The 26134-nt window shown below is 62.7% G+C and carries 24 protein-coding genes; 15 read left to right on the top strand and 9 right to left on the bottom strand.

Annotation, left to right across the window (positions count from 1 at the left end; all coding sequences use genetic code 11):
* Nucleotides 1–56: 56 nt before the first annotated feature.
* Together trpB and trpA are read left to right on the top strand one after the other, a co-directional pair.
* Nucleotides 57–1277 (top strand): tryptophan synthase subunit beta, encoded by a 1221-nt coding sequence (trpB, locus tag AACY45_RS20195; RefSeq protein ID WP_339547100.1) that lies wholly within the window; start codon nucleotides 57–59, stop codon nucleotides 1275–1277.
* On the top strand, nucleotides 1277–2089 hold the full coding sequence (gene trpA / locus AACY45_RS20190; protein WP_339547099.1) for a tryptophan synthase subunit alpha: 813 nt from the start codon (nucleotides 1277–1279) through the stop codon (nucleotides 2087–2089). Before trpB ends, trpA begins: the two co-directional genes overlap by 1 nt.
* Before the next feature lie 70 nt (nucleotides 2090–2159).
* Here trpA and AACY45_RS20185 read toward each other — a convergent pair whose 3' ends face one another.
* Both AACY45_RS20185 and AACY45_RS20180 read right to left on the bottom strand, forming a co-directional pair.
* Nucleotides 2160–2486 (bottom strand): DOPA 4,5-dioxygenase family protein, encoded by a 327-nt coding sequence (locus AACY45_RS20185; RefSeq protein WP_339547098.1) that lies wholly within the window; start codon nucleotides 2484–2486, stop codon nucleotides 2160–2162.
* Between the two features lie 40 nt (nucleotides 2487–2526).
* Entirely contained in the window at nucleotides 2527–3477 is a 951-nt protein-coding gene (locus tag AACY45_RS20180) for a choline sulfate utilization transcriptional regulator (RefSeq protein ID WP_339547097.1), read from the bottom strand.
* Nucleotides 3478–3591: 114 nt separating this feature from the next.
* Here AACY45_RS20180 and betC point away from each other — a divergent pair, with 114 nt between their 5' ends.
* From betC to AACY45_RS20165, 3 genes are all read left to right on the top strand, one after another.
* A complete protein-coding gene (betC, locus tag AACY45_RS20175) occupies nucleotides 3592–5106 on the top strand; it encodes a choline-sulfatase (protein WP_339547096.1) in 1515 nt (504 codons plus the stop codon).
* 15 nt (nucleotides 5107–5121) lie between these two features.
* Entirely contained in the window at nucleotides 5122–6042 is a 921-nt protein-coding gene (choX, locus tag AACY45_RS20170; protein ID WP_339547095.1) for a choline ABC transporter substrate-binding protein, read from the top strand.
* A gap of 90 nt (nucleotides 6043–6132) precedes the next feature.
* On the top strand, nucleotides 6133–7701 hold the full coding sequence (locus AACY45_RS20165; RefSeq protein ID WP_339547094.1) for a SulP family inorganic anion transporter: 1569 nt from the start codon (nucleotides 6133–6135) through the stop codon (nucleotides 7699–7701).
* Nucleotide 7702: 1 nt separating this feature from the next.
* On the opposite strand, the gene aroE is transcribed toward AACY45_RS20165, so the two are convergent.
* Both aroE and hemF read right to left on the bottom strand, forming a co-directional pair.
* Complete coding sequence (gene aroE / locus AACY45_RS20160) at nucleotides 7703–8524, bottom strand: shikimate dehydrogenase (RefSeq protein WP_339547093.1); 822 nt, start codon at nucleotides 8522–8524, stop codon at nucleotides 7703–7705.
* 86 nt (nucleotides 8525–8610) lie between these two features.
* The gene (gene hemF, locus AACY45_RS20155) at nucleotides 8611–9528 is read right to left on the bottom strand and encodes an oxygen-dependent coproporphyrinogen oxidase (RefSeq protein ID WP_339547092.1); all 918 of its coding nucleotides are present in this window, start codon (nucleotides 9526–9528) and stop codon (nucleotides 8611–8613) included.
* A 165-nt stretch (nucleotides 9529–9693) separates the two neighbouring features.
* Between hemF and AACY45_RS20150 the strand changes: the two genes are divergently transcribed.
* Nucleotides 9694–10671 carry an NADPH:quinone reductase gene (locus AACY45_RS20150; protein ID WP_339547091.1) on the top strand — a complete coding sequence of 326 codons (978 nt, stop codon included), beginning with the start codon at nucleotides 9694–9696 and terminating at the stop codon, nucleotides 10669–10671.
* Nucleotides 10672–10846: 175 nt separating this feature from the next.
* Here the strand turns inward: AACY45_RS20150 and AACY45_RS20145 are convergent, their stop codons facing one another.
* Together AACY45_RS20145 and dprA are read right to left on the bottom strand one after the other, a co-directional pair.
* On the bottom strand, nucleotides 10847–11404 hold the full coding sequence (locus tag AACY45_RS20145) for an L-threonylcarbamoyladenylate synthase (RefSeq protein ID WP_095165092.1): 558 nt from the start codon (nucleotides 11402–11404) through the stop codon (nucleotides 10847–10849).
* A gap of 67 nt (nucleotides 11405–11471) precedes the next feature.
* A complete protein-coding gene (gene dprA, locus AACY45_RS20140; protein WP_339547090.1) occupies nucleotides 11472–12578 on the bottom strand; it encodes a DNA-processing protein DprA in 1107 nt (368 codons plus the stop codon).
* 324 nt (nucleotides 12579–12902) lie between these two features.
* On the opposite strand from dprA, the gene def reads away from it, so the two are divergent.
* The 5 genes from def to AACY45_RS20115 all read left to right on the top strand — a co-directional run bounded on the left by def (nucleotide 12903) and on the right by AACY45_RS20115 (nucleotide 17539).
* Nucleotides 12903–13409 (top strand): peptide deformylase, encoded by a 507-nt coding sequence (def, locus tag AACY45_RS20135; RefSeq protein ID WP_339547089.1) that lies wholly within the window; start codon nucleotides 12903–12905, stop codon nucleotides 13407–13409.
* 74 nt (nucleotides 13410–13483) lie between these two features.
* Nucleotides 13484–14431, top strand: coding sequence for a methionyl-tRNA formyltransferase (fmt, locus tag AACY45_RS20130; protein WP_339547088.1), 948 nt, complete (start codon nucleotides 13484–13486; stop codon nucleotides 14429–14431).
* The gene (gene rsmB / locus AACY45_RS20125; RefSeq protein ID WP_339547087.1) at nucleotides 14428–15738 is read left to right on the top strand and encodes a 16S rRNA (cytosine(967)-C(5))-methyltransferase RsmB; all 1311 of its coding nucleotides are present in this window, start codon (nucleotides 14428–14430) and stop codon (nucleotides 15736–15738) included. The genes fmt and rsmB overlap by 4 nt, the downstream gene beginning before the upstream one ends.
* A gap of 22 nt (nucleotides 15739–15760) precedes the next feature.
* Complete coding sequence (trkA, locus tag AACY45_RS20120) at nucleotides 15761–17134, top strand: Trk system potassium transporter TrkA (RefSeq protein WP_339547086.1); 1374 nt, start codon at nucleotides 15761–15763, stop codon at nucleotides 17132–17134.
* An 87-nt stretch (nucleotides 17135–17221) separates the two neighbouring features.
* Nucleotides 17222–17539 (top strand): tetratricopeptide repeat protein, encoded by a 318-nt coding sequence (locus AACY45_RS20115; RefSeq protein ID WP_339547085.1) that lies wholly within the window; start codon nucleotides 17222–17224, stop codon nucleotides 17537–17539.
* 128 nt (nucleotides 17540–17667) lie between these two features.
* Here AACY45_RS20115 and AACY45_RS20110 read toward each other — a convergent pair whose 3' ends face one another.
* Together AACY45_RS20110 and AACY45_RS20105 are read right to left on the bottom strand one after the other, a co-directional pair.
* A complete protein-coding gene (locus tag AACY45_RS20110; protein ID WP_095165086.1) occupies nucleotides 17668–18555 on the bottom strand; it encodes a lysophospholipid acyltransferase in 888 nt (295 codons plus the stop codon).
* Between the two features lie 42 nt (nucleotides 18556–18597).
* Nucleotides 18598–19155 carry a DNA-3-methyladenine glycosylase I gene (locus AACY45_RS20105; protein WP_339547084.1) on the bottom strand — a complete coding sequence of 186 codons (558 nt, stop codon included), beginning with the start codon at nucleotides 19153–19155 and terminating at the stop codon, nucleotides 18598–18600.
* A gap of 81 nt (nucleotides 19156–19236) precedes the next feature.
* Here AACY45_RS20105 and glyQ point away from each other — a divergent pair, with 81 nt between their 5' ends.
* The 4 genes from glyQ to AACY45_RS20085 all read left to right on the top strand — a co-directional run bounded on the left by glyQ (nucleotide 19237) and on the right by AACY45_RS20085 (nucleotide 23635).
* Complete coding sequence (gene glyQ, locus AACY45_RS20100) at nucleotides 19237–20190, top strand: glycine--tRNA ligase subunit alpha (RefSeq protein WP_008155694.1); 954 nt, start codon at nucleotides 19237–19239, stop codon at nucleotides 20188–20190.
* On the top strand, nucleotides 20187–22241 hold the full coding sequence (glyS, locus tag AACY45_RS20095) for a glycine--tRNA ligase subunit beta (RefSeq protein ID WP_339547083.1): 2055 nt from the start codon (nucleotides 20187–20189) through the stop codon (nucleotides 22239–22241). Before glyQ ends, glyS begins: the two co-directional genes overlap by 4 nt.
* 6 nt (nucleotides 22242–22247) lie before the next feature.
* On the top strand, nucleotides 22248–22781 hold the full coding sequence (gene gmhB / locus AACY45_RS20090) for a D-glycero-beta-D-manno-heptose 1,7-bisphosphate 7-phosphatase (RefSeq protein ID WP_339547082.1): 534 nt from the start codon (nucleotides 22248–22250) through the stop codon (nucleotides 22779–22781).
* 83 nt (nucleotides 22782–22864) lie between these two features.
* Nucleotides 22865–23635, top strand: coding sequence for a lysophospholipid acyltransferase family protein (locus AACY45_RS20085; protein WP_339547081.1), 771 nt, complete (start codon nucleotides 22865–22867; stop codon nucleotides 23633–23635).
* A 177-nt stretch (nucleotides 23636–23812) separates the two neighbouring features.
* On the opposite strand, the gene AACY45_RS20080 is transcribed toward AACY45_RS20085, so the two are convergent.
* Nucleotides 23813–26119, bottom strand: coding sequence for a CHASE2 domain-containing protein (locus tag AACY45_RS20080; RefSeq protein WP_339547080.1), 2307 nt, complete (start codon nucleotides 26117–26119; stop codon nucleotides 23813–23815).
* Nucleotides 26120–26134 lie beyond the last annotated feature (15 nt).

Raw genomic sequence — 26134 nt, 5'->3', positions numbered from 1 at the left:
ACGTCAGGGGTAGAGTGAACGCCATTGTCACTTCACGCACTCAACTGGAGCGCCCCATGACCCAGACTAATCTGCGCAACGGCCCTGACGCCAACGGCCTGTTTGGCGCGTTCGGTGGTCGCTACGTCGCCGAAACCCTAATGCCGTTGATCCTCGACCTGGCCCGCGAATACGAAGCGGCCAAGGAAGATCCGGCCTTCAAAGAAGAACTGGCCTACTTCCAGCGCGATTACGTCGGACGCCCAAGCCCGCTGTACTTCGCCGAACGCCTGACCGAGTTCTGTGGCGGCGCCAAGATCTACCTCAAGCGTGAAGAGCTGAACCACACCGGCGCGCACAAGATCAACAACTGCATCGGCCAGATCCTGCTGGCGCGGCGCATGGGCAAAAAACGCATCATCGCCGAGACCGGCGCGGGCATGCACGGCGTGGCCACGGCCACCGTTGCCGCGCGTTTCGGTCTGGAGTGCGTGATCTACATGGGCACCACTGACATCGAGCGCCAACAGGCCAACGTGTTTCGCATGAAACTGCTGGGTGCCGAAGTGATCCCGGTGGTGGCCGGCACCGGCACCTTGAAAGACGCCATGAACGAAGCCCTGCGTGACTGGGTAACCAACGTCGACAACACCTTCTACCTGATCGGCACCGTGGCCGGCCCGCACCCTTATCCGGCGATGGTCCGCGACTTCCAGGCCGTGATCGGCAAGGAAACCCGTGACCAGCTGCAGGCCCAGGAAGGTCGTCTGCCTGACAGCCTGGTGGCATGCATCGGCGGTGGCTCCAACGCCATGGGCCTGTTCCACCCGTTCCTCGACGATACCAGCGTCGAGATCATCGGGGTCGAGGCAGCCGGTCATGGCATCGAAACCGGCAAGCATGCCGCCAGCCTGAACGGTGGGGTACCGGGTGTGCTACACGGCAATCGCACCTTCCTGCTGCAGGACGACGATGGTCAGATCATCGATGCCCACTCGATTTCCGCTGGCCTCGACTATCCGGGCATTGGCCCTGAGCACGCCTGGTTGCATGACATCGGTCGGGCCCAATACACCTCGGTGACCGACGACGAAGCCCTCGACGCGTTCCACAAGTGCTGCCGCCTGGAAGGGATCATTCCGGCACTGGAAAGCGCCCACGCCCTGGCCGAAGTATTCAAGCGCGCACCGACCCTGCCGAAGGATCACCTGATGGTGGTCAACCTGTCCGGTCGTGGTGACAAGGACATGCAAACCGTAATGTTCCACATGGAACACTCTCAGCAGGAGAAACACTGATGAGCCGCCTGCAAACCCGCTTCGCCGAACTCAAAGAGCAGAACCGTGCGGCCCTGGTGACCTTTGTCACGGCTGGCGACCCCAGCTATGACACCTCCCTGGCGATCCTCAAAGGGTTGCCGGCAGCCGGCGCCGATGTGATTGAGCTCGGCATGCCGTTCACCGATCCAATGGCCGATGGCCCGGCGATCCAGCTTGCCAACATCCGCGCCCTGGGCGCCAAACAGAACCTGGCGAAAACCCTGCAAATGGTTCGCGAGTTCCGGGCGGGCAACAGCGACACGCCATTGGTGCTGATGGGGTACTTCAATCCTATCCACTATTACGGTGTTCCACGCTTCATCGCTGACGCCAAGGAAGCGGGGGTGGATGGCCTGATCGTGGTCGATCTGCCACCTGAGCATAACGGCGAGCTGTGCGATCCGGCCCAAGCCGCCGGCCTGGACTTTATCCGCCTGACCACCCCGACCACCGACGACGTACGCCTGCCGACCGTGCTCAATGGCAGCTCCGGGTTCGTGTACTACGTCTCGGTGGCTGGTGTCACCGGTGCAGGTGCTGCCACCCTGGAGCACGTCGAAGAAGCCGTGGCACGTTTGCGTCGCCATACCGATCTGCCGATCAGCATCGGCTTCGGCATCCGTACGCCAGAGCAAGCGGCGGCAATTGCTCGCTTGGCAGATGGGGTGGTGGTGGGTTCGGCGCTGATCGACCATATCGCCAACGCCACGACACCAGACCAGGCCATTGATGGTGTGCTGAGCCTGTGTGCGGCGCTGTCTGAAGGTGTGCGTAACGCTCGCGCTCGCTGAGTCTTGCCCCCGCAACAGCCCAAGGCCCGGAACACTGTTTCGGGCCTTTTTTGTGGCGCGAATCCGCCCCTCAGAACATTGACAGGTCCAGCGGTCGGATCGCCCCCATCCAGATCGCGTGGTCCGTGTGATCGACGAGTTCATCACCGGTCTCCGGATGCAAGAACACCACCAGCCCGTTGCGGTGCAGCGCCAACCACGGCAGCACCACACCGATCAGTTCCGGCCCAAAGGCCAACTGGCAGCTCCAGTCCGGATGCGGCCCCACCGGGCGTTCGTGAACTCGCCCCATTTGCAGGTCAAACAGCCGGGCAGCCTCTTCACACAGTGCCCGAGCCTGAGCAAGGGTGCTCGCGTCGAAGTAAACATGGGCGTGGTAGCCCTTGATTCGTTGCATAGTGCTCTCGTCTTAACCAATCCAGGTCCCAGGGGCCACGCTACACCGCAATCGACGGCAGGGCCAAGCCCGCCAGCGACTCCGCGCTGTTGGCCTGTTCGCTCATGAGCCAGTCGACAAATTGCTGGATCAGCGCGCTGCGGCGTTTGCGCTGGGGCAGCACCACGTAATAACCGAAGCTGGAGATCGCCGACTCGGCAATCGGCCGCACCAGCAGCCCCTGCGCCAGCAAGTCATCGACCAGGTGCCGCCAACCGATGGCCACGCCCTGACCGCCAATCGCCGCCTGAATCAACAGGGTGTAATTATCAAACCGCAGCTGCCCAGGCGCTGGCGCAGTGGCGATACCCAGACTGCGGAACACACCGCTCCAGTCGAACCAGTGGCTGCTGTTCTCGCCCCGCAGGTGCAACAGCGGCAAGTCCAGCAAGGCATGGGCGGGCAGGGGTGCGAGCCGCTCCTTGAGCAGCAGCGGGCTGCACACCGGGAACACCTCTTCGCTGAACAACCCGTGACTTTCACCCTGCTTGAAGCGCCCCTCACCGAACAGCACGGCCACGTCGATATCGCTACGTAGCATGTTGTGATTACGTTCACTGGTCACCAGGCTGACATCCACCTGAGGATTGGCCTCATGAAAGCGATGCAGACGCGGCATCAACCAGTAAGCGGCGAAGGCGAAGTCAGTGGCCACCTGCAACACCTCATGCTGATGCTGGGCACTGATCGCGCTCAACCCGGCCTCGATACTCTGCAGGCCGCTCTGCACTTGCTCGAACAGGATCGACCCGGCCTCCGTTAACGCGATGCCGCGGTAGATGCGGTCGAACAGGCGCGTGGCCAGTTGCTCTTCCAGCCGCTTGAGCTGTTGGCTGACGGCAGGCTGGGTGGTACCCAGCTCCACGGCGGCGGCGGTAAAACTGCCATGGCGCGCCGCCGCTTCAAAGGTGCGCAACAGGTCAAGGGAGAGTTCACCAAGAGCGTCATACATAAGATGGGCTTATCCTAGTCATTGCCGGACATGGGCTTTACCGCGAAGAGCACGGGCTACATTCTCGATCACAGCACTTTCGCATAACCGCCCACTATGGAATGCCGCGATCACATGAAGCGCAAGAACATTCTTTTCATCATGGCCGATCAAATGGCTGCGCCCCTGTTGCCGTTCTACGGCGCTTCACCGATCAAGCTGCCCAACCTGAGCCGCCTGGCTGCCAAGGGCGTCGTGTTCGACGCGGCGTACTGCAACAGCCCGTTGTGCGCCCCCTCACGCTTCACCCTGGTCAGCGGCCAGTTGCCGAGCAAGATCGGCGCCTACGACAACGCCGCAGACTTCCCCGCCGACGTGCCGACCTACGCCCACTACCTGCGGCGCCTCGGCTATCGCACCGCCCTGTCCGGCAAGATGCACTTCTGCGGCCCTGACCAATTGCACGGCTATGAGGAGCGCCTGACCAGCGACATCTACCCGGCCGACTACGGTTGGGCGGTGAACTGGGATGAGCCGGACGTACGCCCGACCTGGTACCACAACATGTCCTCGGTCCTGCAAGCCGGTCCGTGCGTGCGCACCAATCAACTGGATTTCGACGAAGAGGTGGTCTTCAAGGCCCAGCAGTACTTGTTCGACCATATTCGCGAGGAGGGCGACCAACCGTTTTGCCTGACCGTGTCGATGACCCACCCCCACGACCCGTACACCATTCCCAAGCCGTTCTGGGACCTGTACCACGACAACGACATCCCGTTGCCCACCACGCCAGCCCAGGCTGATCTCGACCCGCACTCCCGGCGCCTGCTCAAGGTCTACGACCTGTGGGACAAGCCCCTGCCCGAGGACAAGATCCGTGATGCACGCCGCGCCTACTTCGGCGCGTGCAGCTACATCGATGCCAACGTCGGCAAACTCCTGCAGACCCTCGAAGACACCGGGCTGATCGACGACACCATCATTGTGTTTTCCGGCGACCACGGCGACATGCTCGGCGAGCGTGGCCTCTGGTACAAAATGCACTGGTTCGAAATGGCCGCCCGGGTGCCGTTGCTGGTCTACGCGCCAGGGCAGTTCCCTGCCGGGCGCGTCAGTGCCGCCGTTTCCACCGCCGACCTGCTCCCGACCTTCGTCGCCCTGGCCGGTGGCGAACTGCAGCCTGGCCTGCCACTGGACGGCCGCTCGCTGCTGCCACACCTGCAGGGGCAGGGCGGCCACGATGAAGTGTTTGGCGAATACATGGCCGAAGGCACCGTCAGCCCGTTGATGATGATCCGCCGAGGGCCCTACAAATTTATCTACAGTGAGGACGACCCCTGCCTGCTATTCGATGTGCGCAACGATCCGCACGAACAGCAAGAGCTCAGTCACTCGCCATCGCATCAACCGGTTTTCGCCGCCTTTCTTGCCGAAGCTCGCGCCAAGTGGGATATCCCGGCGATTCACCAGCAGGTCCTGGCCAGCCAGCGCCGTCGGCGATTCGTCGCTGACGCCCTGAGCCTCGGCCACCTCAAGAGCTGGGACCACCAGCCACTGATCGACGCCAGCCAGCAGTACATGCGCAACCACATCGACCTCGATGACCTGGAGCGCAAAGCTCGTTATCCACACCCCTGCCAAAACCACTAACGTAAGGGCAAGCGCATGCAAACGTTATCCACAGTACTGGCTGCCGGGTTGCTGGTGTTTGGCAGTGTCTCGGCCTGGGCCGAACAGGGATGCGACATCGTGAAAATGGCCGACCCGGGCTGGAGCGACATCGCCGCGACCAATGCCATCACCGGCGTGCTGCTCGATGGCATGGGGTACAAGGCCAAAATCGATACCCTGGCGGTGCCGATCATCTTTGGCGGCCTCAAGGACGGTCAGGTCGATGTCTTCCTCGGGAACTGGATGCCGGCACAGCAGGGCTTCTACGACAAGTTCGTGGCCACCGGCGAGGTCACTCAACTGGCGAAGAACCTCGATGGCACCGAGTTCACCCTGGCAGTGCCGGACTACGTCTGGGAGGCCGGCGTGCATGACTTCGCCGACCTGAACACGTACGCCGAGCAATTCGACAAGAAAATCTACGGCATCGGCTCCGGAGCACCGGCCAACCTCTCGTTGCAGGACATCATCAAGAACAACGATTTCAACCTGGGCCAATGGAAGCTGGTGGAATCCAGCGAGCAGGCGATGCTCGCGGAAGTCTCGCGCGCGGTGAAGAAGCACAAGTTCGTGACCTTCCTCGGCTGGACCCCGCACCCGATGAACGTGCAACTGAACATGCGCTACCTCAAGGGTGGCGAGAAATACTTCGGCGATACCGGCAGCGTCCACACCCTGACCCGTAACGGTTATGCCCAAGCCTGCCCGAACATCGGCAAACTGCTGAGCAACCTGAGCTTCACCCAGGATATGGAAAACAGCATCATGGCCGAGGTGGTCAACAACAAGGTCAGCAACGCCGAGGCGGCCAAGGCGTGGATCAAGGCCAACCCGGCGGTGCTGGACAAATGGCTGGACGGGGTGAAAACAGCGGACGGCAAAGAGGCATTGCCGGCAGTCAAGGCCAAGCTCTAACCCCAGGCCCTTGGGATTGTTCCTGCGCACCCGTGGGAACAATCACCTTTGCCCTGATACTCTTTGGTAAAACCCCATTCGCGAGGATTCATGGTAATCCCCAGCCGCCATTCGCTCTTTCCCTTTCTTCGCTGGCTGCCCCGGCAGACCCGCGCCAGTGTCGGCCGCGATCTTGTCGTCGGGCTGAGCGGGGCGATTCTGGCGCTGCCACAATCGATTGCCTACGCGCTGATTGCCGGCCTGCCGCCCGAGTATGGCTTGTACGCCGCTATCATCCCGGTGCTGATCGCCTGCCTCTGGGGCTCCTCCTGGCATCTGATCTGCGGTCCTACAGCGGCCATCTCCATTGTCCTGTACGCCAGCGTCAGCCCGTTGGCCGTGCCCGGCTCCCAGGACTACATCACCCTGATCCTGTTGCTGACCTTCCTCGCCGGGGTGTTCCAGTGGCTGCTCGGCCTGTTGCGGTTCGGTGCCTTGGTGAATTTCGTTTCGCACTCGGTGGTGCTGGGCTTCACCCTGGGTGCCGCGGTGGTCATCGCCCTCGGGCAACTACCGAACCTGCTGGGGCTGGATCTGCCGAGCCAGGCCACGGCACTCGACAGCCTGATATCCCTGGCCAGCCATCTGAATGAGCTGGATAAACCGTCGCTGGTGCTGGGCCTCGGCACTCTGGCGCTGGGTGTTGCCCTGAAGTTGTGCCTGCCACGCTGGCCGAGCCTGTTGATCACCCTGGTCCTGAGCAGCCTGCTGGTCTGGTTGTGGCCCTCGTTGTTCGGCCATGTGCACCGGGTCAGCGCGTTTGTCGGACGACTGCCGCCGTTCAGCCCATTGCCCCTGGATCTGGACCTGATCCTGCGTTTGCTGCCCAGTGCCGTGGCGGTCGGCATGCTGGGGCTGGTCACCAGCCTGTCCATCGCCCGCTCGCTGTCGACACGCTCGCAACAGTTGCTCGACGCCAACCAGGAAGTACGCGCCCAGGGCTTTTCCAACATCGTCGGCAGCTTTTTCTCCGGCTCACTGTCGGCCGGCTCCTTCACCCGCTCTGCCTTGAGTTATGAAGCCGGGGCCTGCTCACCGCTGGCGGGCGTGTTCTCGGCGTTATGGGTGGCCGTGTTTGCGCTGGCCGGGGCGAGCCTGATCGCGCACATCCCGATCCCCGCCATGGCCGGCAGCATTCTGTTGATTTGCTGGGGCCTGGTGGACCACCGCGGTATTCGGGCGTTGTTTCGGGTCAGCCGGGCCGAGTTTGCGGTGATGGCCCTGACCTGCGTCGCCACGCTGCTGCTGGAGCTGCAAACGGCGATCTACGCCGGTGTGCTGGCCTCGCTGTTCTTCTACCTCAAACGCACCTCCCAGCCCCGCGTGCAGCAATGGCGCGAAGGTGATGAAGAGATTCTGCGGGTCGGCGGGTCGATCTTTTTCGGCGCCAGCCATTACTTGCAAGTGCGCCTACAGCGCACCCAGGGGCTGGCAGTGGTGATCGAGGCGCAATACATCAACTTCATCGACTACTCCGGGGTGGAAATGCTCCACCAGGAAGCCCGCCGCCTGCTCAGGCAGGACCGCAGCCTGACCTTGCGTCGGGCGCGGGGGCATGTGGTCGAAGAGTTGCGCAAGCTCGAAGGCGCGGATAAATGCCCGATCCGCTTCGAAGATTGAACTACAGCGCCAATTGCCGGCGCAGTTCAGCCAGCACCGGTGCCGTCTCCGGGCGTACTCCGCGCCACAGGAAGAAGGCTTCGGCGGCTTGCTCGGCGAGCATGCCCAGGCCATCCAGCACCATGGCGGCGCCATGGGCGCTGGCCCAACGGCAGAAAGATGTCGGCTCCTTGCCATACATCATGTCGTAGCACAGGGTCTTGCCGGGTTCGATCAGGCTGCTGGCGATCGGCGGTACTTCGCCTGACAGGCTGGCCGACGTCGCGTTGATGATCAGATCCACCGGCTCGCGCAGCCAATCGAAGCCACTGGCCGACACCGGGCCCAGATCGGCGAACAGTTCGGCCAGCAACTCAGCTTTCTCCACCGTGCGATTGGCGATGATCACCGAGGCCGGTTGCTCGGCCAACAATGGCTCCAGCGCACCGCGCACCGCGCCACCGGCGCCGAGCAACAGGATGCGTTTGCCTTGCAGGCTGAACCCGGCATTGACTGTCAGGTCTCGAACGAGCCCAGCGCCATCGGTGTTGTCACCCAACAGGCTGCCGTCAGCCAACTTGCTCAGGGTGTTGACCGCCCCGGCCCGTTGCGCACGGGCCGTCAGTTGGCTGGCCAGGCGGTAGGCCTCTTCCTTGAAGGGCACCGTGACGTTGGCACCGCGCCCCTCAGCGAAAAATGCCCTGGCGCAGCCGGAAAAATCATCGAGCGGCGCCAGCAGGGTGTTGTAGTCCAGTTGCTGAGCCGTTTGCTGGGCAAACAGGCGATGGATCAACGGCGACTTGCTGTGGCCAATCGGGTTACCGAAAACGACGTACTGATCCATCTCACACCCTCTAGGAGCGCGCCCCTGCGGGCGCTGCTGTGCTCAACCACGTTAGCGTTGTTTGCCGGCAAGCCGGCGCCTACCGATCAGGCAGAGCCTGACAGCCAGTCGCGGTCTTGCAGGAAGTACTCCGTCAGGCGCGCTTCTTCGCTACCCGGCTCGGCCTTCCAATCGTAAGCCCAGCGCACTTGCGGCGGCAGCGACATGAGGATCGACTCGGTACGCCCGCCCGACTGCAGGCCGAACAGCGTGCCTCGGTCGTAGACCAGGTTGAATTCGACGTAGCGCCCACGGCGGAACTCCTGGAATTCACGCTGTGGCTCGGTGTAGGCCTGGGCCTTGCGGCGCTGCACGATCGGCAGGTATGCCTCGATGTAGGCATCGCCGATGGCGCGGATGAACGCGAAGCAGGTGTCGAAATCCCATTCATTCAGGTCATCGAAAAACAGGCCGCCGATACCCCGGGGCTCGTTGCGATGCTTGATATGGAAGTAGCTGTCGCACCACGCCTTGTAGCGGCTGTAGACGTTAGGCCCAAACGGCGCACAGGCCTGGGCGGCGACACGGTGCCAATGCACGCAGTCTTCTTCATTGCCGTAGTAGGGGGTCAGGTCGAAGCCGCCACCAAACCACCACACCGGCTCTTCACCGGGTTTTTCGGCGATGAAAAAGCGCACATTGGCGTGGGACGTCGGCACGTGAGGGTTGTGCGGGTGGATCACCAGCGACACGCCGAGGGCTTCGAAGCCGCGTCCCGCCAACTCCGGCCGGTGTGCGCTGGCCGAGGGCGGCAGGCCGCTGCCAAACACGTGGGAAAAGTTGACGCCGCCTTTTTCGATCACCGCGCCATTTTCGATTACCCGCGTCCGTCCGCCACCGCCGGCTGGCCGGGTCCAGGCGTCTTCGACAAAGCGCGTGCCGCCGTCTTCTGTTTCCAGCGCGGCACAAATGCGGTCTTGCAGGTCGAGCAGGTAGGCTTTAACGGCTTCGGTGCGGGTAGTCATGGCATCACCTTGAATCGGGCAAAGCTACGCGGCGCTCGATCAGAACGGCGGCCGGCGCAAATGGGCGCGTAGCATAACACTGCACCCGGGCCTGCCGCAGTTGACGAAGATCAAGCTTAGGCGTCCGATAGGCCCCTACGCAAAACCACCCCAAGGAGAGTGCAGATGGCCAAACGAATCCAGTTCCGTGCCCATGGCGGCCCTGAAGTGCTTGAGTATGTGGACTATCAACCGGCCGAGCCGGGCCCGCAGCAGGTGCGCGTGAGCAACAAGGCCATCGGCCTGAACTTCATCGACACCTATTTCCGCAGTGGCCTTTATGCGCCTCCCGCCTTGCCATCGGGCCTGGGCGCCGAGGGGGCCGGTGTGGTCCAGGCCGTCGGCAGCCAGGTCAGCCGATTTAAGGTCGGCGACCGCGTCGCCTATGGCAGCGGCCCACTGGGGGCCTACAGCGAGGTGCACGTATTGCCGGAAGCCAACCTGGTGCATCTGCCCGAGGCTATCAGCTTCGAACAAGCCGCCGGCGTGATGCTCAAGGGCCTGACGGTGCAGTACCTGTTGCGTCAGACCTATGAACTCAAGGGGGGCGAAACCATCCTGTTCCACGCTGCTGCCGGCGGCGTCGGTTCGTTGGCCTGCCAGTGGGCCAAGGCCCTGGGCGTGAAGTTGATCGGCACCGTCAGCTCTCCGGAAAAGGACGCACTGGCCAAGGCCAACGGGGCCTGGGCGACCATCGACTACAGCCATGAGAATGTCGCTGAGCGCGTGCTGGAACTGACAGACGGCAAGAAGTGCCCGGTGGTCTACGACGGGGTCGGCAAAGACACCTGGCTGACTTCCCTCGACAGCACTGCGCCCCGTGGGCTGGTGGTGAGTTTCGGCAATGCGTCGGGAGCGGTGGAGGGGGTGAACCTGGGGATTCTCTCGGCCAAGGGCTCGCTGTACGTCACCCGGCCGACTCTGGCGACCTACGCCAACAACGCTGAAAACCTGCAGCGCATGGCCGATGAGCTGTTCGAGATGATCATCAGTGGCCAGTTGCGGGTTGATATCAGCCAGCGTTACTCACTGGCTGAAGCGGCGAAGGCACAGACCGAGTTGTCGGCCCGGCGCACCACGGGCTCGACCATTCTGTTGCCCTGATAAGTTTGTGGGTGTGCGCAAAATCTGTGAGCACCCAAAGTCATACTCTGGGAGCGAGTCGGGCGGCGTTCCGTCTGCTCGCGATGAGGCCCGCACAGCCAACCTCCACGGTGCTTGACCTACCGCTATCGCGAGCAGGCTCCCACAGGTTTTGCGTGATCTCGTAGGAGCGATTTCAGTCCGGGCGCACCACGTGGCCGGTCGCCAGGTCGCGAATCACGCTGGGGTTCCTGCGCCCGCCAAGCTGACCGCCCAGCACCAGGTCGACTTGCCCACGGAAATACTGCTCGACGCGAATCCGCGTGCGCGCCGCCGGCCGCCCCTGGGGGTTGGCGGACGTCGACACCAGCGGCCCAACCAATGCACACAGGTCCCGTACCTGCGGGTGATCGCTGACGCGCAGGGCCACGGTTTCGTGAACCCCGGTGATCCATTGCGGCAACATGTTCTGGTGGGGCACCAGCCAGGTATTCGGCCCTGGCCAGGTGCTGGCCATGCGATCGAGCCACAACTGCGGGAAGTCATCGAACAGGAAGTCGAACTGGCGAATATTGTCAGCTACCAGGATCAGGCCCTTTTCCACCGAGCGTCCCTTGATCGCCAACAGGCGATACACCGCCTCTTCATCCCAGGGGTCGCACCCCAGGCCCCAGACAGCTTCGGTTGGATAGGCAAGCACCGCCCCTGCGCGAATTCCTCGTGCGGCTTGTTGCACACGCCAACTGTTGACCATGACCGACTCTCCAAAATAAGGCTGTGCGCAGTTTACCCATCTTCCTTACAAATCCCAGCGCATGAACCTAGCTTAGGCGGGCAAACCAGCGTCCGCCTTCCGACACCGCCCGACCCTCCATTTCCAGTTCGGTCAGCGCCACCAGCACTTTAGGCAAGGCCCAGCCGCTGGACTCGGCCAGGGCTTCGCTGGTGTGGGGCGCGGCAAACAGCAGGCGCAATAACGGGTGATCGAGTTCAGCCGGCGCCGTGTCCGTGGCGGCCGGCAAATACTGCCAGCCGCGCAACCCTTCGAGAATATGGTCAATGGTCTCCACCAGGGTTGCTCCCTCGCGAATCAACTGGTGACAACCGCGAGCAGCGGGGTGGTGGATGGAGCCGGGAATCGCGTAGACCTCGCGCCCCTGTTCTGCCGCCAACCGGGCGGTGATCAACGAACCACTGGCGACACTGGCCTCGACCACCAGCACGCCCAGGGACAAACCACTGATGATCCGGTTGCGCCGAGGAAAGTGGCTGGCGTGCGGCCCGGCATCCAGGGCAAATTCAGAAACCACCGCGCTGCCCTGGGCAATCATCGCTTCGGCAAGGGTTCGGTTGCGCTGTGGATAAAATTTTTCCAGGCCGGTGCCGAGCACGCCCACCGTCTGTCCCCCGACGTCCAGCGCGGCCTGATGCGCAGCGGCATCGATGCCAAGCGCCAAGCCACTGGTGATCACAAAACCAGCGCCTGCCAGGCTGCGGGAAAATGCCGCCGCAGTGTCCATCCCCGGCCTGGAGGCGCGACGGCTGCCGACCATCGCCAACTGCGGTTTTTCCAGGATCGCCGGATCGCCAGCGACAAACAACAAGGGCGGGGGGTCACTGATTTCGGCCAGCAACGCGGGGTAACCGGGCTGGTCAATCATCAGTAAATGCTGGCCTTCACGCTCTAACCAGGCCAACGCCTGGTGGGCGCCATCACGAATCAACGGGCTGCGCCGGGCCTCTGCGCAGGCGGCGGGCAAACCCAGGGCGCGCCAGGCACTGGCTGGGGCGCTGATGGCTTTGGAGGCCGAACCGAAGGCTTGCAGCAACTTCTGGAAACGCCGCGGCCCCAGTTCTGGCAGGCGGTGCAAACGCAGACGGGCTTCCAGTTCCGCCGGCGAAAGCGGCAGGGGTACAGACGAGGGCATAAGATCATCCTTGATCGTTATTGGGCCTGACGAATCAGGAACAAGCTGTGGATAAGTCTGTTGGTAACTTGTTGAGCGTTTTCCCGCTGAGACACCCTGGGGGGGATGGATATTTGTGCTGCATGCAGGCTGCGGCGGGGGATGGCCAAAGGTTTGTGATTTCCCTCACGCGGTGAATCCCTTTATTATGTGGGCTCGCGTAAAACGCCAGAGCCGGCATGGCTCGCTCCCGCGAGGGGGCTTCGTTTTACAGCCATCGCCAGCCTCTGCGGACTGCCAGGCGATCGGCCCTGACCTTACTTCACACGTGCAGCAATTACGCTTATGGCCATTTTGAACATCCTCGAATTCCCCGACCCGCGCCTGCGCACGATCGCCAAACCGGTGGCCGTAGTGGACGACGAAGTGCGGCAGTTGGTCGATGACATGTTTGAAACAATGTATGAAGCGCCAGGCATCGGCCTTGCGGCGACCCAGGTCAATGTGCACAAGCGCATCGTGGTCATGGACTTGTCCGAAGACCGCAGTGAACCGCGGGTCTTCATCAACCCCGAGTTCGAAACCCTGACCGAGGAGATGGACCAGTACCAGGAAGGTTGCCTTTCGGTACCCGGCTTCTACGAAAACGTCGATCGCCCGCAGAAGGTCAAGATCAAGGCCCTGGATCGCGACGGCAAGCCGTACGAACTGATTGCCGAAGGCCTGCTGGCAGTGTGCATTCAACATGAGTGCGATCACCTCAACGGCAAATTGTTCGTCGACTACCTGTCCACGCTCAAACGCGACCGGATCAAGAAGAAGCTGGAAAAGCTCCATCGCCAGAACGCTTGATTCCTTTCTTCCAAAGGCTTGCTGCGGCAAGCCTTTTTCTTTTGTGACTGCTTCTGAAACCGAGAGCCTCCTCAATGCGCATCGTCTTTGCCGGCACCCCCGAATTTGCCGCTGAACACCTCAAGGCCTTGTTCGACAGCCCTTACGAGGTCGTGGCGGTCTACACCCAACCGGACCGTCCGGCAGGTCGTGGGCAAAAGCTGATGCCAAGCCCGGTCAAGCAACTGGCCCTGGAGCACCACATTCCGGTGTTCCAGCCACCGACCCTGCGCAATGCCGACGCCCAGGCCGACCTGGCCGCGCTGCAACCGGACCTGATGGTGGTGGTCGCCTACGGTCTGATCCTGCCGCAAGTGGTGCTGGATATCCCGCGCCTGGGTTGCATCAACAGCCATGCCTCCCTGTTGCCGCGCTGGCGCGGTGCGGCGCCGATCCAGCGCGCCGTCGAAGCGGGCGATGCACAGAGTGGCGTCACCGTGATGCGCATGGAGGCAGGGCTGGACACCGGGCCGATGTTGCTCAAGGTGACCACTGCGATCAGTGGCCAGGACACCGGCGGCACCCTGCATGACCGGCTTGCCGAGATGGGCCCGCCCGCAGTGATTCAGGCGATTGCCGGATTGGCCGCCGGTACCCTGCAAGGCGAAGTGCAGGACGACAGCCTCGCCACCTATGCACACAAATTGAACAAGGACGAGGCACGCATCGACTGGAGCCGCCCGGCGGTCGAACTGGAGCGCCTGGTACGCGCCTTCAACCCTTGGCCGATCTGCCACAGCACCCTCAATGGCGAGGCCCTGAAAGTCCTGGCCGCCACCCTGGCCGACGGCAAGGGTGCCCCGGGCGAAGTGCTCGGCGCCAGCAAGGACGGTCTGATCGTCGCCTGTGGCGAACAAGCGCTGTGCCTGACCCGCCTGCAGTTGCCCGGAGGCAAGGCCCTGAACTTCAGCGACCTGTTCAACAGCCGCCGCGAGAAATTTGCCCTGGGCACCGTGCTCGGCCAATCGGTGGCCGCCCAATGAACCCGCGTCTAGCCGCCGCCAAGGCATTGGCCGCAGTCCTCAGTGGCAAAGCGTCCCTCAACAGCTCCCTGCCAACCCAACTGGACAAGGTTGAAGACCGCGATCGCGGCTTCACCCAGGACCTGGCCTTCGGTACCGCGCGCTGGCAGCCACGCTTGTCGGCGCTGGCGGCCAAACTGCTGCAAAAACCCTTCAAGGCGGCGGATGCCGATGTCGAGGCGTTGCTGCTTGTCGGCCTGTATCAACTGCTCTACACCCGAGTACCGGCCCACGCCGCCATCGGTGAAACCGTGGGCTGCGCCGACAAGCTGAAAAAACCCTGGGCCAAGGCCCTGATCAACGCCGTGCTGCGCCGCGCGCAACGGGAAAGCGAAGCGCTGCTGGCCGAACTCGAGCACGACCCGGTGGTACGCACCGCCCATCCACGCTGGCTGCAAAAATCCCTCAAGGCCTTCTGGCCCCTGCAGTGGGAAGCCATTTGCGCCGCGAACAACGCGCACCCGCCGATGATTCTGCGGGTCAATCGCCGCCATCATGACCGCGCTGCCTACCTGCAATTGCTCAGCCAGGCCGGGGTAGCCGCTCAGCCGTGCACATACAGCCAGGACGGCATCGTCCTCGAGACCCCGGGCGATGTGCGCAGCCTGCCGGGCTTCAGCGAAGGCTGGATCAGCGTGCAGGACGAAGCGGCGCAACTGGCCGCCGAGCTGCTGGATCTGGCGCCGGGCCAGCGGGTGCTCGACGCCTGCTGCGCACCCGGCGGCAAGACCTGCCACATCCTCGAGGTCGAGCCTGGGCTGGCCGGTGTGGTTGCGGTGGACCTCGAGGCCAAACGCCTGGTGCGGGTCAAGGAGAACCTTGAACGCCTGGGCCTAGATGCCGAATTGATCGCCGCCGATGGCCGCGACACTCAGGCCTGGTGGGATGGCAAGCCGTTCCAGCGGATTCTGCTCGACGCTCCATGTTCGGCCACGGGCGTGATTCGCCGGCACCCGGACATCAAGCTGACCCGCCAACCCGATGACATCGCTGCCCTGGCCGTGCTGCAAGGCGAGTTGCTTGACGCGATGTGGCCGACCCTCGAGGTCGGCGGCATCCTGCTGTACGCCACCTGCTCGACACTGCCGACCGAGAACACCGAAGTGATCGAAGCCTTCCTCGCGCGCACCCCCGGCGCTCGCGAACTGGACATCGCCAGCCAGGCCGGCATCAAGCAACCCCATGGTCGTCAGTTGCTGGCGCAAGAGGGTGGTCATGACGGGTTCTATTACGCCAAGCTGATCAAGATTGCCGCCGCGCGCGGTTAACCGGATTTAAGGGAGTATACGGATGAAAATCATCATCCTCGGCGCAGGGCAGGTGGGTGGTTCACTGGCAGAGCACCTGGCCAGCGAAGCGAACGACATCACCGTGGTCGACACCGACGGCGAACGCCTGCGTGATCTCGGCGATCGCCTCGACATCCGCACGGTGCAGGGCCGCGGCTCGTTGCCCACGGTGCTGCGCCAGGCCGGCGCCGACGACGCCGACATGCTGGTGGCCGTGACCAACAGCGACGAAACCAACATGGTCGCCTGTCAGGTCGCCCATACCCTGTTCCACACCCCGACCAAAATCGCCCGGGTGCGCGAGGCGTCCTACCTGACCCGCGCCGACCTGTTTGACAACGACGCGATTCCGGTCGATGTACTGATCAGCCCGGAACAAGTGGTCACCAACTACATCAAGCGCCTGATCCAGCACCCTGGTGCCCTGCAGGTGATCGACTTCGCCGAGGGCAAGGCCCAATTGGTGGCGGTCAAGGCCTACTACGGCGGCCCGCTGGTGGGCCAGCAACTGCGCCAGTTGCGCGAACACATGCCGAACGTCGATACCCGGGTGGCGGCGATTTTCCGTCGCGACCGGCCGATCCTGCCGCAAGGCAACACGGTGATCGAAGCCGACGATGAAGTATTTTTCATTGCCGCCCGAGCCAACATTCGCGCGGTCATGAGCGAAATGCGCCGCCTCGATGAAAGCTACAAGCGCATCGTCATCGCCGGTGGCGGGCAGATTGGCGAGCGCCTGGCCGAGGCCATCGAAAGCCGCTACCAGGTCAAGATCATCGAGATGAACCCGGCCCGCTGCCGCTACCTGTCGGACACCCTCGACAGCACCGTGGTGTTGCAGGGCAGTGCGTCGGACCGCGACTTGCTGCTGGAGGAAAACATCGCCGATGCCGATATCTTCCTCGCGCTGACCAACGACGATGAAGCCAACATCATGTCTTCGCTGCTGGCCAAGCGCCTGGGCGCAAAGAAGGTCATGACCATCATCAACAACCCCGCCTACGTGGACCTGATCCAGGGCGGTGACATCGACATCGCCATCAGCCCACAACTGGCGACCATCGGCACCCTGCTGGCCCACGTGCGCCGAGGCGACATCGTCAGCGTGCACTCACTGCGCCGGGGTGCGGCAGAAGCCATTGAGGCGATTGCCCACGGCGACGAGAAGTCGAGCAAGGTCATCGGCAAGGCCATCGAGAACATCGCATTGCCGCCGGGTACCACCATTGGCGCGATCATCCGCGACGAAGAAGTGTTGATCGCCCACGATGACACCGTGATCGAAGCTGGCGACCATGTGATTCTGTTCCTTGTGGATAAAAAGCATATTCGCGATGTGGAGAAGCTGTTCCACGTGGGGTTGAGCTTCTTCTGAACCAGGATTTGCGGCGGCGGGCCTGTTCGCGATAGCGGCCGCATGGCGAACCTTCTACCCCTGACCCACCCAACAAGGAAATGACCCATGCTCGAATCCCTGGAAAAAATGCTCGCCAAGGGTGTGGATAACTCATTGTTGCGCTTCGGGTTGGGCAAGGGGTATCTGGATCTTGGGGAAAACGCCAAGGCGGCCGAGCACTTCACGCGCTGCGTGGCATTCGATCCGAACTACTCTGCGGCCTGGAAGCTATTGGGTAAGGCCCACCTGGCACTGGCGGACTATCCGGCGGCGCGCCAGGCTTGGGAGCAGGGCCTGGAGGCAGCCCGCGCCCATGGCGACAAGCAGGCCGAAAAGGAAATGACGGTGTTCCTGAAAAAGCTCGATCGCACGAACGCCCTATAGGAACGCGGTGCTCTTGAGACCATCGCCGGCAAGCCGGCTCCCACAAGGGAATCGTGGCTTTCGTGGGAGCGGGCTTGCCCGCGATGGGCGTCAACGATGACACGGGTATCCTGAAGCTCAGTGAATCTTCAGTACCAGCGCTCTTCACCCGGCGGGCGCTTCTTGAAGCGCTTCATGCTCCACATGTACTGACTCGGATACGCCCGCACATACCGTTCAACCACCTGGCTCATGGCCGCGCAGGAGGTCTCGGTGTCGGTGCTGTACATCGCCTCGGGGGCCGCTTCCAGGATCACCTTGTAGCCCGAGCCGTCCGGCAGGCGCAGGGCATGCAGGAATACCCCGACCGCCTTGCCGCCGGCGAGCATGTTCGGCACAAACTTGCTGGTCAGGGCTTTGGTGGCGAAAAAAGGCACGAAGATACCGGCCGATTCCGCTGGCTCCGGGTCAGCCGGAATCCCCACCGCGCCGCCTTTGCGCACTTCCTTGATGACGCTGAGAATGCCTTCCTTGGTGGACGCCGCCACGCGGTTGCCCAGTTGCACGCGCTGCTTGCGCAGCAGTTCATCCACCGCCTTGAGCTTGGGCGGACGGTAGAAAATGATCGGTTTGCACTGGCTGCAATAGAAGTGGTTGAGCACTTCCCAATTGCCCAGGTGGCTGGTGATGCCGACGACGCCCTTGCCCGACGCCAGGGCCTCCTTGAGCACCTCCAGGCCTTCGACTTCACGCACCAGGTCGATCGAACGCTGGGCGGGCCAGATCCACGCGCAGGCGCTTTCGGTCAGGGACTTGCCGATGTCCTTGAGGCTCTGGCCCACCAGGCGCTCACGCTCGGCGGGGTCCATTTCGGGGAAGCACTTGGCCAGGTTGATACGCACCACGTCGCGAGAACGGTTGGGGGTTTTCCACATGACCCAGCCAATCGCCGCGCCCACCGCTTGCACTGCCCGCCACGGGAGCAGGGCAAACAACCTTAGAGCGCCTACCAGCAAGGCGCCTTTAAACTTATCCACAGGTCACTCCTGTTGTCTGAATCCTGTTGCGAGCCGGCTATTCTAACCGCGCACCGCCAACTCGGCGTAACGATCACATTCGCGGGTGTGGTCCATGACCATGCCCGACGCCTGCATCAGGGCGTAACAAATGGTCGGTCCGACGAACGTGAAACCGGCTTTTTTCAGCCCGCGGCTCATTTCCACGGCGACCGGGGTCACGGCCGGCACCTGGCTGCGGTCCTGGAAGTGGTTGATGGTCGGCACACCGCCGACGAACGACCAGAGAAAGCCCACCGGGTCTTCCAGCGCTAGCCAGGCCTGGGCGTTGCGCCGGGCGGCATTGAGTTTCAGGCGATTGCGGATGATCCCAGGATCAAGCATCAGGTCATCGATTTCGGCGTCGCTCATCTGCGCCACGCGCTGCACATCGAAGCCGTACAACACCTGGCGATAACGCTCGCGCTTCTTCAGCACAGTGATCCATGAGAGTCCGGCCTGGAACCCTTCGAGCAAAAGCAACTCGAACAAGCGCTGCGCATCGCGTAGCGGTACGCCCCACTCCTGATCGTGATAGGCCATGTACAGCGGATCTTCGGAACACCAAAAGCAGCGTGGCATAAGGCTCCAGGGGGCGTGCGCACGAACGAATCGGGTATACTCCCGCTCTTTAAATCGCAGCCCAAGAAACAGGTGAATTTCGTGAGCCAGCCTACGCCAGCCGTGCGTACCTTCCAAGACTTGATCCTCGCCCTCCAGCAATACTGGGCCGAGCAAGGTTGTGTGGTACTTCAGCCCTACGATATGGAAGTAGGCGCCGGCACTTTCCATACCGCCACGTTCCTGCGCGCCATCGGCCCGGAAACCTGGAACGCCGCTTATGTGCAGCCCAGTCGTCGCCCGACTGACGGCCGCTACGGCGAAAACCCGAACCGTCTGCAGCACTACTACCAGTTCCAGGTAGTCCTGAAGCCGAACCCGGACAATTTCCAGGAGCTGTACCTGGGCTCCCTCAAGCACGTGGGCCTGGACCCGCTGGTGCACGACATCCGTTTCGTCGAAGACAACTGGGAATCGCCGACCCTCGGCGCCTGGGGTCTGGGCTGGGAAGTCTGGCTCAACGGCATGGAAGTGACCCAATTCACTTACTTCCAGCAGGCGGGCGGCATCGAGTGCTACCCGGTGACCGGCGAAATCACCTACGGCCTGGAGCGCCTGGCCATGTACCTGCAAGGCGTGGACTCGGTCTACGACCTGGTCTGGGCTGACGGCCCGATGGGCAAAGTGACCTACGGCGACGTGTTCCACCAGAACGAAGTGGAGCAGTCGACCTACAACTTCGAGCACGCCAACGTCGAGAAACTGTTCGAACTGTTCGACTTCTACGAAAGCGAAGCCAAGCGCCTGATCGAGCTCGACCAGCCGCTGCCGCTGCCAAGCTACGAAATGGTGCTGAAGGCCTCGCACACCTTCAACCTGCTGGATGCGCGCCGGGCGATCTCGGTGACCGCACGTCAGCAATACATCCTGCGTGTGCGCACCCTGGCGCGTTCCGTTGCGCAAGCCTACCTGCTGGCGCGCGCCAAGCTGGGCTTCCCGATGGCGACACCGGACCTGCGTGATGAAGTACTAGCCAAGCTGGAGGCTGCACAATGAGTGCGCAAGATTTCCTGGTTGAACTGGGCACCGAAGAGCTGCCACCCAAGGCCCTGAACACCCTGGCCGAGGCCTTCCTGGCCGGTATCGACAAGGGCCTGCAAGCTGCAGGCCTGAGCTTTGAAGCCAAGCAGGTCTACGCCGCGCCACGGCGCCTGGCCGTGCTGATCAGCGCGCTGGCGACCCAGCAACCGGATCGCAGCATCAACCTCGACGGCCCGCCACGCCAGGCGGCGTTCGATGCCGAAGGCAACCCGACCCAGGCCGCCCTGGGTTTTGCCAAGAAGTGCGGTGTCGAGCTGAGCGAAATCGACCAGAGCGGCCCGAAACTGCGTTTCAGCCAGGTCATCAAGGGCAAACCAACCGCCAGCCTGCTGCCGACCATCGTCGAAGATTCCCTCAATGACCTGCCGATTCCCAAGCGCATGCGCTGGGGTGCGCGCAAGGAAGAGTTCGTGCGTCCGACCCAATGGCTGGTCATGCTGCTGGGTGACCAGGTCATCGACTGCACCATTCTGGCCCAGAAGGCCGGTCGCGATTCCCGCGGTCACCGCTTCCATCACCCGCAAAACGTGCGCATCGGTTCGCCATCGAGCTACCTGGCCGACCTGCGTGCCGCCTACGTGCTGGCCGACGCCAACGAACGTCGCGAGCTGATCAGCCAGCGCACCGAAGAGCTGGCCACCCGTCAGGAAGGCACGGCGATCGTTCCGCCAGCGCTGCTCGACGAAGTGACCGCGCTGGTCGAATGGCCTGTGCCGCTGGTGTGCTCGTTCGAAGAACGTTTCCTCGACGTGCCACAAGAAGCCCTGATCACCACCATGCAGGACAACCAGAAATATTTCTGCCTGCTGGATGCCGACGGCAAGTTGCTGCCCCGCTTCATTACCGTGGCCAACATCGAGAGCAAAGACCCGCAGCAGATCATCGACGGCAACGAGAAAGTGGTTCGCCCACGCCTGACCGATGCCGAATTCTTCTTCAAGCAAGACAAGAAGCAGAAACTCGAAGACTTCAACCTGCGCCTGCAGAACGTGGTGTTCCAGGAAAAGCTGGGCAGCGTCTACGACAAGGCCGAGCGCGTGTCCAAGCTCGCCGCCTTCATCGCCCCGCACATTGGCGGCAACGCCCAATGGGCTGCGCGTGCGGGCCTGCTGTGCAAGTGCGACCTGGCGACCGAAATGGTCGGTGAGTTCCCGGAGATGCAAGGCGTCGCCGGTTACTACTACGCCCTCAACGATGGCGAGCCAGAAGACGTTGCCCTGGCCCTGAACGAGCAGTACATGCCGCGCGGTGCTGGCGCCGAGCTGCCAAGCACCCTGACCGGTGCGGCCGTGGCGATTGCCGACAAGCTCGACACCCTGGTCGGCATCTTCGGTATCGGCATGCTGCCGACCGGCAGCAAAGACCCCTATGCCCTGCGTCGTGCAGCGCTGGGCGTGTTGCGCATCCTGATCGACAAGAAACTGGAACTCGACCTGACCGACGCCGTGGCCTTCGCCGTGGCTGCCTTCGGGACCAAGGTCAAGTCCGCAGGCCTGGCTGACTCGGTGCTGGAGTTCATCTTCGACCGCCTGCGTGCGCGTTACGAAGACGAAGGCGTGGACGTGGCTACCTACCTGTCGGTGCGCGCCCTGAACCCGGGTTCGGCGCTGGACTTCGATCAACGCGTGCAGGCCGTACAAGCCTTCCGTCAGTTGCCTGAAGCCGCCGCCCTGGCCGCGGTGAACAAGCGCGTGTCGAACCTGCTGAGCAAGCTCGAAGGCAGTGTGCCGACCACGGTCGAAGCCAAGTACTTCGACAACGCCAACGAGTTCTCCCTGTACTCGGCGATCCAGCAAGCGGACCAGGCTGTGCAGCCAATGGCCGCCGCTCGCCAGTACCGTGAAGCACTGGCACGCCTGGCAGCCTTGCGCGAGCCGGTGGATGCGTTCTTCGAAGCGGTCATGGTCAATGCCGAAGACGCCAACGTGCGGGCTAACCGTTATGCACTGCTGGCGCGCCTGCGTGGCCTGTTCCTGGGCGTAGCCGACATTTCGTTGCTGGGGTAAGACCGTTTGAAACTGCTGATTCTCGATCGGGACGGGGTGATCAATCATGACTCCGACGCTTACATCAAGTCGGTGGCGGAGTGGATTCCACTGCCGGGATCGATCGAAGCCATCGCGCAGTTGAGCAAGGCCGGCTGGACGGTAGCGGTCGCAACCAACCAGTCGGGCATCGCTCGTGGCTATTACGATGTCGCCACCCTGGACGCCATGCATGCGCGCTTGCGCACGCTGGTGGCCGAGCAGGGTGGCGAACTCGGCCTGATCGTCTACTGCCCCCACGGGCCGGACGCAGGCTGTGACTGTCGTAAGCCAAAACCCGGCATGCTGAAAACCATTGCCGCACATTACGACGTGCCGCTGACGGGCCTGTGGTTCGTCGGCGACAGTCTCAGTGACCTGGAGGCGGCAAAAGCCGTCGACTCTCAGCCAGTCTTGGTAAAAACCGGTAAAGGCGCAAAGACTCAGGGCAAGCCCCTGCCGGCAGGCACTTTGATTTTTGACGATCTGGCGGCGATTGCCGCAGAACTTATCAACAACTAGGGCGATTCTGACTTCCTGACCAAGGACTGTTCGGGAGCGCGCTTTTAGAAGGCGGGCACTGACCCGCAACGGTAATCGCGACCATGTCGATCTTGCAGGCAATCAGAACCTTTCTTTTTTACCTGCTGCTGGGCACCAGTTCGTTGCTGTGGTGCAGCCTGAGCTTTTTCATCGCGCCTTTCCTGCCGTTCAAGGCACGCTACCGTTTCATCAACGTCTACTGGTGCCGCTGCGCGTTGTGGTTGAGCAAGGTGTTCCTGGGTATTCGCTATGAAGTCAAAGGTGCCGAGAACGTCCCGGACCAGCCGTGCGTGATCCTGTCGAACCACCAGAGCACCTGGGAGACCTTCTTCCTCTCGGCGTACTTCGAGCCCCTGAGCCAGGTGCTCAAGCGCGAGTTGCTGTACGTGCCGTTCTTCGGCTGGGCAATGGCCATGCTGCGCCCGATCGCCATCGACCGCGACAACCCCAAGGCCGCCCTCAAGCATGTCGCCAAGAAGGGTGACGAGCTGCTCAAGGACAAGGTCTGGGTGCTGATTTTCCCGGAAGGCACCCGCGTGCCGTTTGGTACCGTCGGCAAGTTCTCCCGGGGCGGTACAGCGCTGGCGGTCAACGCCCAGTTGCCGGTGCTGCCGATTGCGCACAACGCCGGCAAGTTCTGGCCGAAAACCGGCTGGGCGAAGAAGCCGGGGGTCATCACCGTGGTCATCGGCGCGCCGATGTACGCCGAAGGCAGCGGACCCCGCGCCATTGCCGAGTTGAACGACCGCGCCGCCGCCTGGAACGAGCAAACCCAGCGCGACATGGGCTCACTGGCGCCACTGTCCGCTGCCGTGGATAAAGAAGTGCAGTGATTCTGTGGATAACCTGTGTACGGTTTTCCTGCTGAATGCTTTATTCACTACCTAACTTAATGATTTATATGCATATTTCTTAAGCTGATAAAACACCGAAAAACGTGCATAAGTTTTCCCGGTGATAAAAAAACCGGCCATTGTTGCCGGTTTTTTTATGCCCGTTCGACCTGCCAATCACTCATCCAGTAACGGCAACTCGACTCGGAAAGTCGTGCCTTGGGCAACCCGGCTTTCACATAGGATCCGCCCGCCATGACGATCCACCACCGCCTTGACCATCGACAGCCCCAGGCCCAAGCCCTCACTGCCCTGCGAGGACGCAAAGCGCCGGTACTGGCTGAACAGTTGGGGTTGCTCCTCGGCCGCGATTCCCCGGCCCTGATCGCTGATCTCACAACTCAGCCAGCCCTGTGCACAACTGACCCGCACCCGTACCTGGCTTCCGGCCGGGCTGTACTTGATGGCGTTCTCCAGCAGATTGAACAGGGCCCGGGTCAGCAGTGACTGGTCCGCCAGCACCATGCCCTCGGCTTCTTCATCCAGGTCATGGAGCAGTTCGATCTGCTTGAGCTGGGCGCTGCTCATGGCTTGATCGAACGCGTCGAGCACCAGCATCGCGAACATGCTCGGCGCGAACTGATAGGCCTCCGATTCCGCCTTGGCCAGTTGCACGAAGGCTTCGGTCAGACCCAAGGCCTTGCGCACCTGCAACTCGATCTGGCTGTGCAGTTGTGGGTCCGCGGAGCCTTGCTGATGCTGCACGTCGAGCAGGGCCAGGATCGCCGAATGCGGCGCACGCAGGTCATGGGAAAGAAAGCGCAGGAGCACCGCGCGCTGTTCCTCGGCCTCACGCTCAAGACTCAGGTCGGTCAGGCTGAGCAGCCAGCCAATCGCCGCACCGCCTTCAGCCGGCAACAACGGCGCCAGCTCCAGCCGCAGACTGCGCCCCTGGTTGTCGCGAAACTCGCTGCTGCCCGGGGTCGCAATCGCCGGCAAAGCCCCCTCCAGCAGCCCTGGATAGCCTAGCCCGGCGAGTCGGGCCATCAGTGGCTCACCCACCAGGTCACCGGCAAACAGCGCGCGGGCATTGCGGTTGGCCAACAGCACCCGGCCATCCGGGCCGCTGATCAGGGTCGCCACCGGCAAATACTCCAGGCCGTCGGCAATAAATCGGCGGGTATCGCGAGTACGGCTCATGGCCTGCTCCAGGGCGACAATCTGCCCCTGTAGCACATCACCGGCTGGGGGCGCCGTGCGCCGACGCTCAGGGAACACCTTGGGTTCGTTATCCAAACGCTCCAGTTCCCAGCCGAAATAAGCGAGTACGGCGCTCAGGCGGCGCCAGTTCCAGATCAGGTAGCCCAGTAACATCCCCACCAGGCTGGCCATCGGCGACCACCACCATCCTGCCCGCAGTAATAACGCAGATACCAGCAGGGCACTCGCCATGCCCCCCAGGGTCAACCACAGCGCGCGCTGCGGTCGGAACAGCAGCAGGCCCAGCAGCCCGGCAACCAGGGCTGTGGATAAACTCAGCGTCCAGCCAGTGCCCAGTACCAGGATGCTGCGCTGTTGCAGCAGGCCGTTAAGCAGATTGGCCTGGATCTCGATGCCCGGTGTAGTGCCGAGACTGGCTGACTGTGGTGTGACATACCGGTCGCCCAGGCCGGGGGCGATCGAGCCGATCAGGATCAAGCGGTCGCGCAACAGTTGCGCCGGCACTTCCCCACGCAACACGCTGACGTAAGGCACGCTGGGGAATCCGCCAGGGTGACTGATGAACGGAATGCGTACGCTGTTGGCGCGTTGCCAGCCTTGCATCGTCTGCGGCACAGACGAGCCGGGCAGGGCGACAGGACCGTCAACGCTCGCCTCATAAAGCAGCCACGCCAGTTGCGCCCTGGGCTGCGGCGGCGGACCTTCGCGCAGGTAGACGCTGCGTACCTTGCCATCAGCGTCCGCTTCAGCGTTGATGTGCCCGACCGCTTTGGCGCAGTGGCGCAAAGGTGCCACGGGTTCAATCTCACCCAATGACTGGCCATAGCGGGCGACCCCTTCGCGCAGCAACGGAATGAACACATTGCCGGCCCGGCAGAGCGCCTGGGCCAGGCGTTGGTCATTGTCGGGGGAGGGGGCCGGCTCGCTGAAGATCACATCGAACAGCACGCCCCTGGGCTCGGCCGCCGTCAACCGGTCCAGCAGGTCGGCGTGCAGGGTACGCGGCCAGGGCCACTTTCCCAGTTGCTGCAAACTGTAGTCGTCGATGGTCACAATGAGAATGCGCGGGTCGACCGGCAGCGGGCTCAAGCGTCGCAGGTTGTCGTACAGCAGGTTGCTCAGGGTCAGGCCGTGACTCAGGGACAATACGGCCGTCAGCGGCAGCAGGATCAGGCTGACCCCTAGCCATTCGCGGACCATGCGCCGAAACAGTCGCTGCGCCTGGGTCGGCTCGCGCCCCTCCTTCCTTGGCCAGCGCTTCATCGGCCCATCGCCGCG

Source organism: Pseudomonas sp. RA_35y_Pfl2_P32 (assembly GCF_963970735.1).
Taxonomy (GTDB): Bacteria; Pseudomonadota; Gammaproteobacteria; order Pseudomonadales; family Pseudomonadaceae; genus Aquipseudomonas.
Note: the sequence above shows the minus strand (reverse complement) of the source record. Positions and strands in the feature narration are given on the sequence as shown.